Annotated in this window: 16 protein-coding genes and 1 riboswitch; all 16 genes read right to left on the reverse strand. The window is 41.1% G+C overall.

Features of this window, described 5'->3' with window-relative positions:
- Positions 1–177: 177 nt before the first annotated feature.
- The 16 genes from HMPREF1517_RS09310 to ald all read right to left on the reverse strand — a co-directional run bounded on the left by HMPREF1517_RS09310 (position 178) and on the right by ald (position 18,099).
- Entirely contained in the window at positions 178–870 is a 693-nt protein-coding gene (locus HMPREF1517_RS09310; protein ID WP_002886153.1) for a 5'-methylthioadenosine/adenosylhomocysteine nucleosidase, read from the reverse strand.
- Positions 871–936: 66 nt separating this feature from the next.
- Positions 937–1,197, reverse strand: coding sequence for a cell wall synthase accessory phosphoprotein MacP (macP, locus tag HMPREF1517_RS09315; RefSeq protein ID WP_037601533.1), 261 nt, complete (start codon positions 1,195–1,197; stop codon positions 937–939).
- Positions 1,198–1,200: 3 nt separating this feature from the next.
- Entirely contained in the window at positions 1,201–1,749 is a 549-nt protein-coding gene (locus HMPREF1517_RS09320) for an NUDIX domain-containing protein (RefSeq protein ID WP_002890318.1), read from the reverse strand.
- A gap of 75 nt (positions 1,750–1,824) precedes the next feature.
- Positions 1,825–3,207 carry a bifunctional UDP-N-acetylglucosamine diphosphorylase/glucosamine-1-phosphate N-acetyltransferase GlmU gene (gene glmU / locus HMPREF1517_RS09325; RefSeq protein WP_037601536.1) on the reverse strand — a complete coding sequence of 461 codons (1,383 nt, stop codon included), beginning with the start codon at positions 3,205–3,207 and terminating at the stop codon, positions 1,825–1,827.
- Between the two features lie 284 nt (positions 3,208–3,491).
- Positions 3,492–6,152 carry a magnesium-translocating P-type ATPase gene (mgtA, locus tag HMPREF1517_RS09330; protein ID WP_002890316.1) on the reverse strand — a complete coding sequence of 887 codons (2,661 nt, stop codon included), beginning with the start codon at positions 6,150–6,152 and terminating at the stop codon, positions 3,492–3,494.
- Between the two features lie 224 nt (positions 6,153–6,376).
- A riboswitch (M-box (ykoK) riboswitch) is annotated at positions 6,377–6,532 on the reverse strand.
- Between the two features lie 462 nt (positions 6,533–6,994).
- A complete protein-coding gene (gene fni, locus HMPREF1517_RS09335; RefSeq protein WP_004182971.1) occupies positions 6,995–7,999 on the reverse strand; it encodes a type 2 isopentenyl-diphosphate Delta-isomerase in 1,005 nt (334 codons plus the stop codon).
- Positions 8,000–8,047: 48 nt separating this feature from the next.
- The gene (locus HMPREF1517_RS09340) at positions 8,048–9,043 is read right to left on the reverse strand and encodes a phosphomevalonate kinase (protein ID WP_004182972.1); all 996 of its coding nucleotides are present in this window, start codon (positions 9,041–9,043) and stop codon (positions 8,048–8,050) included.
- Entirely contained in the window at positions 9,036–9,980 is a 945-nt protein-coding gene (gene mvaD / locus HMPREF1517_RS09345) for a diphosphomevalonate decarboxylase (protein WP_004182973.1), read from the reverse strand. Before mvaD ends, HMPREF1517_RS09340 begins: the two co-directional genes overlap by 8 nt.
- Positions 9,962–10,840 (reverse strand): mevalonate kinase, encoded by an 879-nt coding sequence (gene mvk, locus HMPREF1517_RS09350; protein ID WP_037601538.1) that lies wholly within the window; start codon positions 10,838–10,840, stop codon positions 9,962–9,964. The genes mvaD and mvk overlap by 19 nt, the downstream gene beginning before the upstream one ends.
- A gap of 241 nt (positions 10,841–11,081) precedes the next feature.
- Positions 11,082–12,398 (reverse strand): FAD-containing oxidoreductase, encoded by a 1,317-nt coding sequence (locus tag HMPREF1517_RS09355; protein ID WP_004182975.1) that lies wholly within the window; start codon positions 12,396–12,398, stop codon positions 11,082–11,084.
- Positions 12,399–12,761: 363 nt separating this feature from the next.
- Entirely contained in the window at positions 12,762–14,105 is a 1,344-nt protein-coding gene (locus HMPREF1517_RS09360; RefSeq protein ID WP_037601541.1) for a sensor histidine kinase, read from the reverse strand.
- The gene (locus HMPREF1517_RS09365) at positions 14,077–14,751 is read right to left on the reverse strand and encodes a response regulator transcription factor (RefSeq protein ID WP_002890309.1); all 675 of its coding nucleotides are present in this window, start codon (positions 14,749–14,751) and stop codon (positions 14,077–14,079) included. The genes HMPREF1517_RS09360 and HMPREF1517_RS09365 overlap by 29 nt, the downstream gene beginning before the upstream one ends.
- Before the next feature lie 102 nt (positions 14,752–14,853).
- Entirely contained in the window at positions 14,854–15,414 is a 561-nt protein-coding gene (locus tag HMPREF1517_RS09370; RefSeq protein WP_037597536.1) for a PepSY domain-containing protein, read from the reverse strand.
- A gap of 163 nt (positions 15,415–15,577) precedes the next feature.
- Positions 15,578–16,378 carry an alpha/beta fold hydrolase gene (locus HMPREF1517_RS09375; RefSeq protein ID WP_037601544.1) on the reverse strand — a complete coding sequence of 267 codons (801 nt, stop codon included), beginning with the start codon at positions 16,376–16,378 and terminating at the stop codon, positions 15,578–15,580.
- 35 nt (positions 16,379–16,413) lie between these two features.
- The gene (locus HMPREF1517_RS09380; protein ID WP_037601547.1) at positions 16,414–16,776 is read right to left on the reverse strand and encodes a hypothetical protein; all 363 of its coding nucleotides are present in this window, start codon (positions 16,774–16,776) and stop codon (positions 16,414–16,416) included.
- A gap of 210 nt (positions 16,777–16,986) precedes the next feature.
- Entirely contained in the window at positions 16,987–18,099 is a 1,113-nt protein-coding gene (gene ald, locus HMPREF1517_RS09385) for an alanine dehydrogenase (protein ID WP_037601550.1), read from the reverse strand.
- Positions 18,100–18,544: the final 445 nt, after the last annotated feature.

Here is an 18,544-nt window from a genome sequence, read left to right on the forward strand (position 1 = left end):
TTATTGCCATAATTTTAATTCAAATTTTGTCTAAAAAATACTAAAATTCAGATTTTCTCTTTGAAAAATGAGAAGATTATCTTGTCTAAAGGAAGAAAAAAACTGCCATTCTTAAAGGAATAACAGTCGTCTTTAAATTTATTAAGAAATTGAGCATAAACACTCATTTAAAGTATTTTAGGCAAGCTCTTTGAGAAACTCCACTAAGATAGCAGCTGATTGTTTTCCCGCCTGAATAATGAATTCGTCAAAAGTAATATTAGCGTCATGGGCTGCTGTATCACTCATAGCACGAACAACGATGAAAGGTTTCTTGACACTGTGTGCAGCTTGAGCAATGGCTGCTCCTTCCATTTCCACGGCTAAGACTTCTGGAAAGTGCCCTTTAATAGCATCAATCTTATCCTGACCTGCAATAAAGCTATCACCAGTCGCAATAAGACCAATTTTAGAGTCGATAGAGGCTTGAGCCAAAACCTTTTCAAAAGTCTCTACAAAGGTAGAGTCACTTTCAAAGTAGAGTGGTTGCATAGACATTTGCCCATAGTCATAGCCAAATGCTGTCAAGTCAACATCGTGATAGGCCAATTTTGATGCCACAACGACATCTCCAATTTTAAGTCCAGGTGCTACTGCTCCTGCAGAACCAGTGTTAATGAGGGCATCAACACCAAAGTGGTCTGCCAAAACAGCCACAGACATGGCTGACATAACCTTACCAACACCTGACTGCACCAAAACGACGTCGTGTTTGCCCAAGCGTCCTGTGTAGTAGGTATTGCCAAGAACAGTTTCTTCAACCTTATTTTCCAATTGCTCCACTAGAAGCACTAACTCCTGCTCCATGGCAGCGATAATTCCAATTTTCATATAGTTCCTTTTCAGCTTGTAATCTTGTCTGAATCAGTAGACAGAGCTATCTGACTCATAGACTTATTAGAAATAAAAGACAGCAATGAAGAGAATAATCAAGAGGACGACAACCCAAAAGAGGATGCGATTAAGCTTGTGTTGAAATTGATTGCGTTTAGCATTCTCAATTCGACGGCTCTTGTAGGCCGAAGGCTGGTAATCAGCCTCATAATCCTCATCGTAGAACTCTTGATCATAGTCCTCATAATAAGGTTGTTCCTCTAAATCGATTTCCCCACGCTTAGCCTGCTCAATGACATCGTCAGTCAAAAGTGGCTTACTCATAACTTATTTTCCTCCAAAATGAAGTGCATAGTATTGGAGAGCGATGATGGTTTTAGCATCTTGAATTGCACCTGAAGCTACGAGTTCCATACACTCCTCATAAGTCAACTCATAGATTTCAAGAAACTCATCTTCGTCAAGTGGGCGTGGATTTTCAACAGGCTTGAGGTTTGTAGCCACATAGAGCTTGATTTTTTCATTACAGAAACCAATGGCTGTGTAAAACTCATGAATCAATTCGAGATCACCCTTATACTGAGTCTCCTCTTCAAGTTCACGCGCTGCTGCAGCCATCTCTTCACCAGCTTCACCGACTTCCAGTTTACCCGCAGGAATCTCGTAGGAAACCGCCTCAATAGCCTTACGGTATTGCTTGACGATAATGATTTTTCCTTCTGGGGTAACCGCTAAAACAGCTACTGCTCCCTTGTGGAAGATGAGTTCACGACCAGCTGTCTTACCGTCTGGCAAGAGGACTTCGTCTACTGCAACTTCAAAAATATGTCCCTTAAATTTTGACTCACGTTTGAGTGTTTTTTCTTCAAACTCCATGAATTGACTCCTTTTACTTCTGACCTCATTCTAAGCTGGTTTTATAAGAACAACCAAGCTCAGATAGCCTTAAGCCTACTTTTGTTGGCTTGGGTGGTGAGGTTTCTTAATGGCATAGCCTTCTTTATTGACCTGACGGCCACGTCCAATGGCGACGCTGTCAGCTGGAACATTCTCTGTAATGGTTGAACCAGCTGCTGTAAGTGCATTGTCCCCGATTTCAAGCGGTGCAATCAAGGTTGAATTGCTTCCGATAAAGACGTTGTTAGCAATTTGGGTCTTGAATTTATGTTGACCATCATAGTTAACGGTAATTGTTCCAGCACCAAAGTTAACGTCAGAACCAACTTCCGCATTACCAATGTAGGTCAAGTGACCAGCCTTAGTATTTTCACCGATGGTAGAACCCTTAACCTCGACGAAGTTACCGATATGAACGCCTTCTTTGAGAATTGAATCCGGACGAACATGGGCAAACGGACCAACGGTAACACCTTTTTCAACCACTGAATGCTCAATCATAGAGTTAGTGATAACAGTATTGGCGCCGATAGTTGAATCAACAATATAAGTCCCATTGGTAAGCACTGACTCTGCACCGACTTTAGTTTGCCCTTTAAGCGTAACATTGGCTTCAATGACAACGTCTGGCTCAATTTCCACATCCACATCGATATAAGTAGCGTTTGGATTTTGGAAAGTAACACCATTAACCATGTGAGCTTGGTTGATGCGACGACGCATAACATCTTCTGCCGTAGCCAAGGCAACACGGTCGTTAACCCCGAGACTTTCTTCAAAGTCACGAAGAGTGAAGGCACCTACTTTTTCACCATTCTCACGGAAAATAGAGATGACGTCTGTCAAATAGTATTCCCCTTGAGCGTTGTTAGTGTTGATGTTTTTAAGTGCTTCGAAGAGACGTTTATTATCAAAAACGTAAGTCCCTGTATTGATTTCTTTAACCTGTTGTTCGAATTCGTTGGCATCTTTTTGCTCAACAATCTTAGTCACTTCGCCATTTTCGTTACGGATAATACGACCATAACCAAACGGATTGTCCGCAGTTGCAGTCAAGATAGTGGCAACATTTTTGTGATTAACATGGAAATCAATAAGGTTTTTAAGGCTTTCACCGGTAATCAAAGGCGTGTCACCGGCGATAACAAGCGTTTGCCCTTCAAGTCCAGCCAACTCTTCTTCAGCCATCATTACTGCGTGACCAGTCCCCAACTGCTCAGTTTGCATAGTGAAGGCAGATTGACCGTCCAAAACCTCACGAACAAGCTCAGCCTTGTGACCAATAACAGTAACGTTTTTAGCTGGTTCGATAGCTGAAACTGCACGGAAGACATGCTCAAGCATAGTGATGCCTGAAACCTTGTGCAATACTTTTGGAAGATCTGATTTCATGCGAGTTCCTTTACCCGCAGCAAGGATAATAGCGTAATTACTCATTTTCTTTTTCCTTCTTAAGATTTATTTGTGATGGTTTCCTTCGAGGCGGTCTTAGCCTTGAGCCCCAAATCTCAGGACCTCAACCTCCCACTGGGATAGCCTACGAAAGAAAGGGGCCTTGAAAACATAGTCTCTCATTTCTTAGAAAAGATGTCCTCATAACAGACGTTTTTTAGGGCCTCTGATTATCTATAATCGCCCTATTATACCATAAATGAGAGAGTTTTGGCAGAATGGACGGTAATGAAAAAAGAGCTTATGCTCTTTTTCTAAGAATAGTTATCCTATAACCATTCTTTGTATTTCTTAATATAGATATGCTTCACAAAGGTAACACTAAGCATATACAAAGTAATGATGATAAACAAGAGAATGAAATAGAGACCGTTTAGATGGCTGAGTTTTAAGAGACTAGCCAATGGACTGTATGGAAGAGAAGTCACAAAGAAAGCAGCAAATAAGGTTGTCACAACAACTGATAGTGCTGGGTGACTTTGAATAAATGGTAGTTTTGGTGAACGTAACATGTGGATAACCATGGTTTGAGACCACATAGATTCGATAAACCAACCTGTTTGGAAAATAATGATAAAGGCTGCTGCTTCTGGTGAACCATGAACATAGCCATGCCCCAAAATCATTGGCACAATGATGAAATAGAGCAAGATATATGTCAAAATATCAAATACGGACGAAATAGGTCCTATCCAAGCCATGAAACGCATGATTGATTTGGCTTCCCAGATATGTGGCTCTTTAAGAAATTCCTTGTCCACATTGTCAAATGGAAGGGCGATACAAGAGATATCATAGACAAGATTTAGGACAATCAAATGCACAGGTGCCATTGGTAGGAATGGTAAGAAAATGCTGGCAAAGAGGAGAGAAAAGATATTCCCGAAATTTGAAGAAACGGTCATCTTGATATATTTGGTCATATTAGCATAGACCTTCCGTCCTTCAACCAAACCTTTTTCCAAGACCATTAAATCCTTATCAAGCAAGATAACATCTGCAGTTTCTTTGGCGATATCAACAGCTGTATCCACAGAAATCCCCACATCTGACACCTTCATGGATGGGGCATCGTTGATACCATCACCCATATAGCCTACCTTATGCCCATTTTCCTTAAGGCTTAGGATAATTCGTGCCTTTTGGTCTGGGGATAACTTAGCAAAGACTGTTGTCGTTTCCACAGCCTTAGCCAAATCTTGATCTGACATGGTATCAAGATCACTTCCAAGTAGAATGTGCGTCACATCTAGACCAACTTTTTCACAGACAGCCTGTGTCACCTTATCATTGTCTCCAGTCAAAATTTTTGTGGTCACACCATATTCCGCCAAAGCCTTGATAGCAGGTGCTGCTGATGGTTTTGGTGGGTCAAGGAAGGCAAGATATCCCGTCAAAATCATATCACTTTCATCTTCGACACTAAAGACGTCATTTTCATTAAGCTGTGATTTGTAGCTAACACCGAGAACACGCAAACCTTGTTCATTCAACTGTGCAACTTCCGCAAGGACTTCCTCACGAACATCGTCAGTCAATGGGATAATGTCTCCCTTGTATTCCACATAGTTAGAAACAGAGAGCATTTCTTCAAGGGCACCTTTTGTCACCATGCTAACAAATCCATCAGTGTCTTGAACAATGACACTCATGCGACGACGTTCAAAATCAAAAGGTAGCTCATCAATCTTGTGGAAGGTCTGGTCAAGGTCACGAACGATGTCATGTTTCTTAGCTTCTCTTTCAGTTCGGCTAATAATGGCACGGTCCATAAGATTTTTTAAGCCAGTTTGGAAATAAGAATTAAGATAGGCTCTCCGAAGTACTGATAGGTCAAGGTCACCATGGATATCAAGAGGGTACTCAAGAACGATTTCATCCTGAGTCAGGGTTCCTGTCTTATCCGTACAAAGGATGTCGATAGCCCCTAGGTCTTGAATAGCATTAAGTTTTTTGATGACCACCTTTTCCTTGGCCATAATGATAGAACCCTTGGCAAGACTGGCTGTGATAATCATCGGCAACATTTCTGGGGTCAAACCGACTCCCACACTAAGGGCAAAGACGCCGGCTTCAAGCCAGTCCCCATCTGTTAAACCGTTAATCACAAAAACAACAGGAACCATAACCAACATGAGTCGAATCAAGAGCCAAGAAATGGAATTCATCTCACGTTCAAATGAAGTTGGTTCGTCATAAGTATTGATGGTCTGCTCAATTGCTCCCATCATGGTTTCATCACCAACAACTAAAACCAAGGCTGTTGCACGACCAGAGATAACATTAGTTCCCATGAAAGCAAGGCTCTCACTTTCAAGCAGGCTCTCTAGATTTTGACCATCTGCTTTAGCCAGACAAGCTTTTTCCACAGCATCGCTTTCACCGGTCAAGCCAGACTGTTGAACAAAGAAATCACGAGAATCTAGTAAGACCACATCAGCCGGAATCATATCTCCCGCACTTAGTTTGACCACATCTCCAACCACAATTTCATCAATTGGGATTTCTTGCTCACTGCCATCTCGAAGTACTGTTGCTGTATTGACAATCATGCGAGACAAATTACTGGCAGCCTTGTCGCTACGAAGTTCTTGAATAAAACGGATACCACCAGATATCAAAACTAGAGTGACAATGATGATAGAGGTCGTTGGGTCTTCTTCACCCGGTTTAGCAAGCCAGACATTGGTGATAAAGGAAACCAGAGCAATGACTAAGAGAATAACAGTAAAGGGATTGATGATAGATTCATAAATCTTTTTGATGATAGAATCCTCTTGTCCTTTGGTTATGACATTTTCCCCATAAAGGTCACGGTTTTCTTCTACTTGGTCTTCCTTCAAGCCATCCAAGTGAGTCTTGTAGCGAGTAAGGGTTGTTTCAAGTGGCTCTTGAAGAGCAGCAATAAGTCTTTCTTTATTTGTTGACATTGGAATCTCCTTATTTAATCAGGAGCCAATCACTTATGGAGTCCCTAAGACACTAATCAGCGATTGACTGGTTAGGTGCGGTTCGGGGTGATCGTCGATTAGTCTCATAGGTTTCTCCTTTCATTTTTTTATATAGTGGGTGGACCTCAGACAAAAGAAAAGAGTCCTACTCATATACAGGTAAGACTCTATAAACTCGAGGTTGATTTTTTAATAGATTCTGTCAAAAAATGGACCGTTCAAGCTTTAGCTCCGCAAGGCGATGAAATGAGCTTAGTCTTGACCTTGGCAATCAGGACTGTTGACCAACGAGTAGTGTCTCCACTGCTTTGCGGTAGTCATCCGTATCCTTGTGGTAGCCTCACCTACCGTATTTCACTGAAAATAATACTCCTAAGGCAGTAACTTGTCAAGGGGAAAAGTTACTTTTTGCTTGAGTGGGTAATAAAAAAAGAGCTTCCGCTCTTTTTTGTAAGATATTCTTTTGTAAAATGGATTTTTTTAGACTTTCCTTAAGTGAGTGCGGACGTCAGCGTACTTCTTCGAAGCTCCATGACTAATTTTTGAGCCCTTCACTTTTTAATTTCTAGACTCAGGCTAAAACAGTTCCCCAAACTGTTTTACTCTCAAAAATTCCGAGTTCTAGAAATACTTGTATTTCTAGAACTTTTCTCACAGCGGAAAGTCTCGTTAAGTGCTCGCTTTGCTCGCTAGAAACAAGTCAAATCAGGAATGTCATTATTTATCCTTGACCGGTGTTAAAATGATGTCTCCATAATATCATCGCCTAGAGAAATTGTTTTATCATCTTTAAAAATTAAAAAAGAGCACTTGGCTCTTTCCTACTTTCTTTGCTTGATATAAGTCCCTTGTAGCTTACCATGTAAGATGTAATCCACAGATTTGAGCTCATCAACAGTTTGACAATCAAGGGCACACATGATGAGACGAAGGTCATCTTTCCAGCCATTAACGACAGCCACAACCTTATCCACAGGGTAACGTTCTACCAATTCAAGGACTGTTCGTGAGAGGCCAACGCCTTTTACTCCTAAGACCAGACATTTAACCATATCGAGTGGATTGCGCACTCCGCCAGAGGCTAGGATTTCCACATTATCACGAAGGTCTTGGGCTTGCAAGAGGGTCTGAACGGTGCTTTGTCCCCAGTCATTGAGGTAATCTCGGTTACCGCCTCTACTATTTTCAATATAGGCGAAGCTAGTCCCACCACGACCTGAGATATCCACAGTTTTGATGCCCTGAGACATGGCGTAACGAATGGTTTCCACATCCATACCAAAGCCGACCTCCTTAAGCACAAGAGGAACCTCTATTTTCTGTGCATAAGCCGCCACATTTTCCTTCCAGGTATGGAAAATACGCTCTCCCTCAGGCATGAGAAGCTCCTGCATAAGATTAACATGGAGCTGTAAAAAGACTGGGTTCATAGCTTCCACCGTCTTAATGCCCAGGTCCACAGACTTATCCACACCGATATTAGTCGCTAGGTCTAAGTCTGGAAACTCTTGGCGATAGTCAAAGGATTCTGGTGCTTCCCCCTTTAGAGCAGCACTATAGGACCCCGTCACCATGAGAATACCTGTGCGGCTGGCCACCTCAGCTAGTTTTCGATTGACAGCCCCACCCTTGGCAGAACCACCTGTCATGGCATTGATATAAAAAGGAAAGTCCCAATCTCGTCCAGCAAAATGTGTGGACAAGTCAATCTGATCTAAATCATAAGTCGGTAGAGACTTGTGGATAAGTTCCATATCGTCAAAACTATTGTAGGGCGACTGGTACTTGAGGGCATAACGGATGTGATCGTCTTTACGATTTGTCATAGGTTATTTCTTTACTTTCTTGCGTGATAATGTCTACTTAGCTGACCCCTAAACCTCATACAAAAGCTCTATACCTTCCTGTTGCCAACGCTCGACTAGAGCAGCTCGGCTAGCTTGGTCAAAGGCAAAGGCGATACCACAGTCTCCACCTCCTGCTCCAGAGGACTTAGCAATGGCATCTAGGCCTTGCTCAGCTTCTTTGAGTTTTTTCAGCTTGGCCACATAAATATCTGGACTAAGTGATTCCAACTGGTCACTGACAGTTTGAAGGCTGCTCTTAAGCAAGTTCTTATCTCCTGTTTCCAGAGCCTTGATAGCAGCTTGAACAGCCGCTTCAGTTTCACTTAGATACTTGCTTGATATACGAGATTTGGCCATCTTAACCATGTCTTTTGAAATAGCAGCTTGCTTGGTCCACCCCACCAAAAAGTGAGCTTGGAGAACTGGCACTACAGGACTGATACGATAGTCCCAGTCTTTATCCAAAAGCTCTGATAGAGTTATTTGGTCTATAAGCTCTGCTATTTTTTCACGGTCAAAAGAACGATAGGAAATCAGATCCTCGTATACGATACAAGCTAAATCTCCCATAGAACCATTATCTCCTTGCTTGAGGAGGGTGTAGCTAGCTAATTTAAAGAGAATGTCTTTGGATAAGTCTTTCTGAAGGGCTGCTGCCAAGGCCTTGAGGGTCAATACCACAACAGAACCCGAAGAACCAATACCAAATTTAACCCCATCTCGTTCCAACTTTCCAGTGATGGAAAGGTCCAGAGCGGGTAACTTCTCACCACAAAAGGCCTCAAAAGTATTCAAGGCCTCTTGAATGAGGGCGTAATTTGCGTCTGGCTCACGGCCCACACTATAGTCAAACATATCTGAAGACAGCTGTGTGCTTGGTGCTTCCTTGACCTCTGCTGACATGAAAATAGGAATAAATTGGATTAGGGCTGTCTGCCCAGCTGTTAAGACTGAGTATTCTCCAGCAATGTAGAGTTTCCCACCTGTTTTTACTGTGACCTGATTGACCGACTGCTTAGGCATCTGGCAACTCCTTAGTGCGTGAAACAATGACCTGATAGTCCTTACTGAAGTGGTCTGCTAGGCGGTCTAGGTCTTCTTCCAGACAGAGCACCTTAACATTTGGTCCTGCATCCATAGTAAAGTAACACTGCTCACCAGAGGCACGGAGGGCCCTAACCTCGTCCATAGCCTGATATGAGGCTTCCGTTAGATATGAAAATGGTGGGTTAGCCGTGCTTGTGGTTTGGTGCATACGAAGGGCATTGGCTTCAGTGAGCTCACCCACCGCTTGGAAATCATTAGCCTTGAGGTAGTCTAACATATCCTTGTAATCCTGCTCAGACTGTTTAATCCACTCTGGGAAAGAGGTCGATGTTTCGGTGCACAATTTCATACCGTCCCGGCTTGATACAGGTTTCTTTTGATCTGTCAAAACCAGCATAATCATGGCCAATTTAAGGTCTGTTTCAACCGGGTAAACCTCACCACTATCCTTGTCCCAGGCTGTCAATGGTCCAAAGAAAGAACGTGATGATGAGCCTGAAGCAAACTTGGCAATTTGAGCTAATTCAGACTGCGTTTTTCCGACTTGGAAGAGCTCGTTAGCTGCTTTAACTAGGGCAGAAAGTCCTGAGGAACTTGAGGATAGACCCGCTGCTGTTGGCATGTTGTTCCAAGTTTCAATCTTGACATGTTGGTTTGGATTAGTACGGAAGAGATCTAAAACCTTGCTGGCCTTGGTTGTTTCTTTTTCCCCTTGGAGCTCATCATCGATATACATGACATCACCAGTCGCATCCTCAGGCAGAAAAGATAACTTGGTTTCCGTATACATATTTTCCAAAGTCAGTGAGATACTACTGGTTGAAGGAATCATACGCTCCGCATCCGCCTTACCCCAGTATTTGACAATAGCAATATTTGCGTACGATTTGACGCTTACAGGCTTTCTATCCACGTGTTTACGGCTCCTTTTTCTTGAAGTTTTTTAGCAATCGTTCGGGCTTGGTCTTTAGTACTTGTCAGGGCAATAATACAGCCACCAAGTCCTCCGCCTGACATCTTGGCTCCCAGTGCACCATGCTCCAGAGCAGTTACTACTAGAAGATCCGACAAATCACAAGACACCCCTAAAGATTTAAGGTGATTATGGGCTTGAGACATGAGCTGACCAAGAAGCTTTTGATCCTTGGCTTTGAGGGCACGTTCTGCCTTCTTACTTAATTCGCCCAGTTGGTTGAGATCTGACAAGGCATCTAAACCAATGGCTTCAACCTTTTCCACGGCCTCACGGGTATTTCCATGGATTCCCGTATCAGCAATGACCAGATAGGCACCTAAATTAACCTCGATTTCCCTGAAACCGATATTACGCGTAAAGCTAATGGCTTGGTCACTCAAGCAGGTCTTGGCATCTAAACCACTAGGTTTACTATGGGCAATGGTCTCCGCCTGATGAACTAGCATTTCCAAGGTCTCCTGGCTAAGCTCCTGATTAAAATAATCAAAGACCGCTCGAATTGCCGCAATGGCTACAGCCGCAGACGACCCCATACCACGCTTTTCAGGGACACTAGACTTAATAGCATAGCTGATAGGCTGATTCTTGATTTTCAGATAATTAAGAGCTGAAAAAATCGCCGTCGTCAAGGGATCTTGAGCCTTGAGCGTCAAAGGAGTCTTAGCCGCCTGAATCTGACAGACAACCTCAATATCCTTAAGAGGGAGGGCAAGGGCAGGATGACCATAAACGACCGAGTGCTCCCCCATCAAAATAATCTTACTGTGAGCCTTGCCCACTCCTACTTTCTTAGTCATAAATTACACACACTCACAGACGAATTTGCAGGCGAGTGTCTTTCTAGATTTTTCATACAGATTCTAGTGGTGACTCAAGGTCAATCAAGCATTCAAAGGAGACAAAGAGCACCAATCTAAAGAATTTTCTTATAGCACTTCTATCTTATCATCAAAGCGCAAAAAAAGCGACATCTAACCTAGAGTGTCGCTTTGTATGGATGATATACTCACAAAAAAGAGCCTATCGGCTCTTTTCATATTAAATCGCAAACAAATCGTTTAGGTTCTCAGCCATAGTTGGGTGAGTAAAGATTTGTTTAGCCAAATCTGTATATGAAATGTGATGATTCATCGCTAGGGTAATTAGATTGATAATTTCATGAGATTCTTGACCAAAGAGGGTCACTCCCAAAATTTCCTTAGTTTCAGGATTTACCACAGCTTTGAAAGCACCGCGCAAATCACCGTTAACATGACCACGAGGCATGCCAGCAACTGGAAGTTCCTTGACAGCAACCGGTCCACCTGCAGCTCTAGCTTGGTCTTCAGTAAGGCCAACCTGTGCCAAAGGTGGGTTGAGAAACATAGCGGTTGGAACTGCTCCACGTGTTTCAAGGTTATAGCTACCATCCCCTGTCAAGTAATTAAAGACAATACGGAAATCATCTAGTGAAATGTAAGTGAATTGGAGACCACCATTAACATCCCCCACCGCAAAGACACCAGGAACGCTTGTTTCCAAATGCTTATTAACTTGAATACCGCCACGTTCAGTCAAGGCAATATCTGTATTTTCCAAGTGAAGGGGTTCGATATTAGGCTTGCGTCCTGTCGCATAGAGAAGCGCATCAAAACGAAACTCACCTTTGTCAGTAACAACGACAACTTCATCACCGTCATTTTTCACTTCGGAAGTTTTAACACCTTGCTCAAAGACAATGCCGTCCTCTTCCATGTATTCCTTGGCCAACTTAGCAATAGATGGCTCCACACGTGGCAAGAAGCTAGTCGCTGCATCCAAGACAGTCACTTGACTTCCCAAACGGTTATAAAGGCCAGCAAATTCAAGACCGATATTACCACCACCTAAGACACCTAAACGTTTTGGTAAGGCTTTAAGGGTTTGAATACCAGTTGAATCGTAAACATGCTTAGTTGTTGTCAAGCCAGGAATAGGCAAGACATTAGACACGGCACCTGTATTGATGACAATAGTCTCAGCTGTTAGCTCTTGGCGGTCATCACCAGCCACTACTTCAATAACCTTATTTGACACAAAATGTGCCTCTGCATCAATGACATCAACGCCATTGTCTGCCAACATTTTATAATTCTTAGCATTAAGACGACCAGTCACTGCACCACGTTCTTTCATGGTATCGTCAAATGACCAGCCCTTCTCAGCCGCAACAATCATAGTCTTAGTTGGGATACAAGCAATATTAATGCAAGTACCACCATACATCGCTTTACTGCGCTCGATGACAGCAACTTTCTTACCAGCTGCATTCATCTTAGCAGCCAGAGTTTTACCGGCTTTACCGAAACCGATAACAATCAAATCATAGTTCAACATTTCTGTATCCTCCTATCTACCGCCATTCTATCATTTAATTTTTCAGACTGCACACAATTGAACCGGAAATAAAAAGAGGCTACAAGCTCCACTGTAACCCCTTTCTCATTCTATTTTAATAGGTTTCTATCAGTCCACTACCTAAGCATTCTTTCGCAGAAATTCTAATATCATTTTATTAAATTGCTTACTTTCAATAAAGGCCGCGTGCCCCAGTTTGCTAAATTCATAATAGGAAGCATTTGGGATTCCATCGACAAGTTCCCTTGCACCATCCACTCCCAGAACCAAATCTTTTTTAGATCCCAAAACTTCAATATAGTTTAGCTAGAAATAAATACTTTTAAGCCTCATCCAGTATTCTTAATCACTTAGAGGGAAACAAATAATAAACGTACTGCCGACATCTTCTTTAGACTGAATATCAAGTTCTGCCCGGTGTAACTCTGCAATATCTTTGACAAAGGATAAACCTAACCCAACACCACTATTGAGCGATTTGTTTCGAGAATCTTCGACCTGATAAAAACGGTCCCAGATTTTATTGAGCTGGTCTTCTGAGATACCAATACCATCATCTGCCACTTTTAAAAGAGCCTGATTGTCCACCCTTTCAAGAGTAATGGAAATACTAGTACGAGTAAATTTCATAGCATTACTCAGCAGATTATCTAGCATTCGGATGACAAGTAACTTCTCACCCTTTATCCATAAATTGGGTTCAATAGCTACTTTAAAATCAATAGCTGATTCTGCCCACTTTCTTTCTTGTGCCTGGCAATATTCTGATATCAGGCTTGACAACGATAATCTTTCTAAATCATTCCAATTAAGCTTCTGAGTTTTAGACAACTCCAAAATTTGCTCCGTCATATTTTTCATTAATTTCGCCTGACGGTTTATGATAGTATGGGATTCTTTGGATTCTTCCAGACTATCAGCATATTTCGAACCAAACTCACTTTCAGACAAGATGACAGAAAGTGGTGTTCTAAGTTCATGAGAAACATTTTGATTAAACCGCTTTTCTTTCTCAAAAGTCGACTGGACCGATGATATCATGTCATTAAAAACTTTGGTCAATCGTGTCGTTTCAACATAAGACAGCTTATAAGAAGAGGAAACACGTTTAGTGTAGTCTCTACTTTCTGTAATCTCTTCCGCCATCTGAGTCACATCTTTAATTGGCACAAAGGCACGTTTTAAAATTCGACGTCCTACCCATGCCATACCAAGAATTGAAATGGGAGCAAGAATAGCTATCGAAATTAAAAACAAGGTTAATTCCTTACTCAGTCCAGATGCGGTTCGCACACCACGAATCCACTTTCCTTTCTTGGCATTATAAACATCGTAATAATAATAGTTCATTTGTGAACTGCTATAGGTAGATAATTTACCAGACTTAAAGGAAGCATTCGCATCAAAATCACTTGGGAGTGCCCCTTTTTCAAACTCCTTATTTTGATTGTAGAGTGCAAAATAGATACCATCATCAAAGGACTCAAAATCATCAAGATCCGTAGACAATTCTACCGTTTCTTGTTCCAACTCACTTCGTGATTCATAGTCAGACCAAGTTCCTGATATGATAAAAGAGGCTACAAACATGACAATGAATAGTAAGGAGACAAACACTGTATACCAAAGTGTTACCTTCGAAATTATAGAGGGTTGTTTAGTCTGATTCTTCATTTTTGAAAACATAGCCCATGCCCCTCTTTGTCTGAATAATTGACGGATTCCCCAATTTCTTTCGAATATTCTTGACTAGCACATCAATGATATTCGATTCTCCCACATAATCAAAATCCCAAATATGCTCTCTAATTTGCTCCCGACTTAAAACAATATTCGGGTGTCTAACCAGGCATTCAAGAAGTTCAAATTCCTTAGAGGTTAAGTCAATCAGCTGGCCATTTTGAGTCAACGTTTTTTTCACAAAATCTAGACAATAGTCTCCAAAAACCACACTACTGGTTAGATTTTCCCTATTATCTCTTCGAAGCATGACACGAATTCTAGCTAACAATTCATCGAATTCAAAAGGTTTTACGAGATAGTCATCTGCACCAGCATCCAAACCCGTCACCTTGTCTTCTAGTGTATCTTTTGCCGTTAACAACAAAAGCGGTGTCTTAATATGATGATTTCTCAAGTAGGACAATACCCCCAAACCATCTAATTTAGGCATCATAATATCTGAAATAATCACATCATACTGTGAAACTTTGATGTAGTCCAATGCCTCTTGACCATCATACGCCGAATCAACACTGTATTTTTGTGTTTTTAATAATTTCACTATGCTCCGGTTTAAGTCAACTTCATCTTCAATTACTAATATTTTCATAGATATCTACTCTCACTCTCTTATCCCATATTATATCATGTTCGTATGAAAAATCTCGGCTAGTAAAGGACTAGTCGAGATTTAGATTTTTAATAACTAAAATTAATCTTTGTCTGTTTCAATCTCTTCTTCTACAATTTGGCCTGTATTAGCATCAAGTTCAAGATCAATCTCTTTCTTGCCCTCAGTTAGACTAACGTCATAGACAAGTGTATTATTCTCAACATCTAATTGCAATTTTTCAATAGTAGACTTAGGATATTTAGATTTAACCTGACTTTCAGCACCAGCTAAATCAATCTTATAACTAGCATTAATCAATTGCTTATCATCCTTATCCTTGGTCAAGTCTTTCGTTTTAGACTTCAAGACATCCCCTGTCTGACCATCAATTTTGTACTCCTTCTCATTTTGACCATCAAGAATAGTAATTTCAAAAACAGTTTTTCCAAACTTAGCCTCTTGCTCATAACCGATTACCTGACCACTTTTTGATTCATTGAGAGCTTTTTCTTTGGCTTGGTCTACCGTCAAACTTGATTGGGTAGTTGACCCAGTACTTTTAGTAGCTTTAGCAGTATTAGCAAACACTACTACTGAACTACATGCGAGACCAAGTGATGCAAGTGTGATAACTGTTTTTTGTTTAATTGTTTTTTTCATGATATGTTCCAACTTTCTTTTTTATTAACTTATCAAGTTTCTCTTGATGATTTTATTTTAGCTAAGAAAGATGAATCTAAAATGAATAAATAACTTTTTTACTATTTTTTTTGATTTTTTTAGAGAGAGTAAGTGGTTAGATTTATTTTTATGAGTTTGCTGCCTAAGCATTCTTTCGCAGAAATTCTAATATCATTTTATTAAATTGATTACTTTCAATAAAGGCCGCGTGCCCCTGTTTGCTAAACTCATAATAGGAGGCTTTTGGAATGCTATTTGCAAGTTCCCTTGCACCACCCACACCCAGAACTAAATCGTTTTTGGCTCCCAGAACAAGGGTCGGACAAGTGATTTTATCAAGCGACTTATAGCAGTCAAACTCAAGAATAGACTTGGCTAAACAGACAAAGCGATTGCGTTTTTCCTTGCTTACAGACTTCAAAAATAATCTGTTAATCACATATAATTTCTTTAAAACAGGTGACGAAAATGATTTACTCATCGAATCCTTATTTAGTTGGTCCATATCGTTATTTTCAGTCATCTCTATCCACCCTCCGATGGTTTCTCTACTGACGGCATTATTGCGAGAAAGTGTCAGAGCTAATACTAGCTTCTTCACCTTTTGAGGATACTTGATAGCAAATAGCTGAGCAATCATACCACCTTGTGATATGCCTATGATAGAGGCATTAGCAATATGCAATTCTTGTAAAGAATGGTAGAGGTCATCAGCCATATTTTCAATTGAAATACCTTCTTCGATATGATCCTTTCTATCAAAAATATAGACCGTATACTCCTTAGCGTATCGATAAAATAGCGAGTGAATGGCAAGGTCAGACATATCACTTAACCCTTGCAAACTTAATCCCGTAATGATAACGAGAACTTTATCTCCTCGACCAAAGGTGACATAGTCAACGCCCTGGTCTGACAAATGATTTCTGTGAATGCTAAACATTATCTAAACTCTTTCATTGCAAGATTTAAGTAGTATCATGCGTCCGGGGCATTATTTGATGCCATGATGATAATACTTACCAAGACAACAAAGGTAACTTGCCAAAGAATGAAGGCCAAGAAATCCCCACCTTTAAAAATAAGCAGATCACAAAGTAAAATAGCCAACAGCACAGCATTTTTTCTAAAAAGTTGGTCACAGTTTTTCCAAAAAGTCTCAAAAGAAATATTGGCTCCTATCTTACGAACAAACTTCACATGATAAATAATCTCAACCAGGGATGCCACAGCTACTGTAGTTAGCAGTTCGGTCAAAGAGACATCCATACGAAAACCAAAATAAAGAACGAGAAGTTGAGAGAAAATAATTGCTGTGATCACACGAATATGGTTGGCCATGATAAAACCTCCTAATGGCAAACATGAATAAAATACCTTATAGATACTCATTACTGCCCTTAATATGTCTACTCATTATAGCATAAAATAAGACCAAAATTAGAAAAATTCTAATAGTTTCGGCTTTGTAGCATTTCTTATCTCAGACCACAAAAAAAGAGCCAACCAAATCATGGTGCGACTCCTCTTTGTTTATGCTAAATAATCTATTTATGCCAATTCATCAATTGATGTATACTCTCTGTCTAAGCCCTTTGCAACCGGTTTGCTAGTAATATGACCTTGGTAGGTTGTAACCCCTTGACGCAGACCTTCGTCGTCGTTAATGGCTTTTCTGAATCCTTTTCCTGCAAGGGCTTCGATATAAGGCAAAGTGACATTGGTAAGGGCAATAGTTGATGTACGTGCTACAGCTCCTGGGATATTGGCAACGGCATAGTGAAGAACACCATGTGTTTCATAAACGGGCTCATCGTGAGTGGTCACGCGATCCGCAGTTTCAACAACCCCACCTTGGTCAACGGCAACGTCAACAATAACTGAACCTGGACGCATTTGTTTAACCATATCGTTAGTAACAAGTTTCGGTGCTTTAGCACCTGGGATAAGAACAGCACCGATAACCACGTCAGCATCTCGGACACTCGCTTCAATATTGAGCGGATTTGACATAAGTGTTTGAATTTGGCTACCAAAGACCTCTTCAAGGACAGACAAACGTTTAGCACTGATATCAAGGATAGTCACTTGAGCTCCAAGTCCAAGGGCAATGCGGGCTGCATGTGTCCCTACGACACCACCACCGATAATAGTCACTTTCCCTTTAGGAACACCAGGTACCCCACCTAGGAGAACGCCAGAGCCACCCTCTTGTTTGGTCAAGAAGTGAGCACCGATTTGAACGGCCATACGTCCTGCAACTTCACTCATTGGAACCAAAAGTGGTAGGTGACCTTCTTGGCTACGTACTGTTTCATAGGCCACACCTGTTGTCTTAGCATTGACCATAGCATCTGCCAATTCTGGAGCTGCTGCCATGTGCAAGTAGGTAAAGAGTAAAAGATCCTCACGAAGGAAGCCATATTCTGCTGCAAGAGGCTCCTTAACTTTAACCACAAGCTCAGCTGCCCATGCTTCTGCAGCAGTTGCAACGATTTTAGCACCTTGATTGGCATAATCTGCATCCGCAAAACCAGAGCCAAGGCCTGCATTTGTTTCGATTAACACGACATGTCCCTTAGCCACAAGACTTTGGACACCTGCAGGCGTTAGAGCCACACGGTTTTCGTTATTTTTGATTTCTTTTGGAATACCAATTAACATACGTTTCTCCTTATTCGGAAGTTATAAGGTCAAACATCAAAAAGATGACTTGACCACTCCCTATCTATTTTTGAAATGATAACGCTTTCATTTTATCTAAAAAACTCAAAAATAGCAAGTGAAAAATCTTCCCTCCCTTTCTAAGTCCTGAAATCTTGCTTCTAAAATACGACAAAAGAACCCAACCAATCGGCTGGGTTCTTAAGTGTAAACTAAATGATCAAAAGATTTTTTGGCTCTATAATTTCTGTAGTGGGTAAAACCACTGTAGAGGATTATGGAGCTTTTTCAATGTACACAAAAAGTCCCATAAGAACTATAATGAAAAGCGACCAAACCATCATGTTTTTGAAACTGTCACTCATATCCAGATTTAAACAAAACTAGATTACCCTATACCACTATATCCACTCTAGATATTAGCTTTTCGCCACTCACTATAATT

This window comes from Streptococcus sp. ACS2 (assembly GCF_000525585.1).
In the GTDB taxonomy this organism is placed as follows: Bacteria; Bacillota; Bacilli; order Lactobacillales; family Streptococcaceae; genus Streptococcus.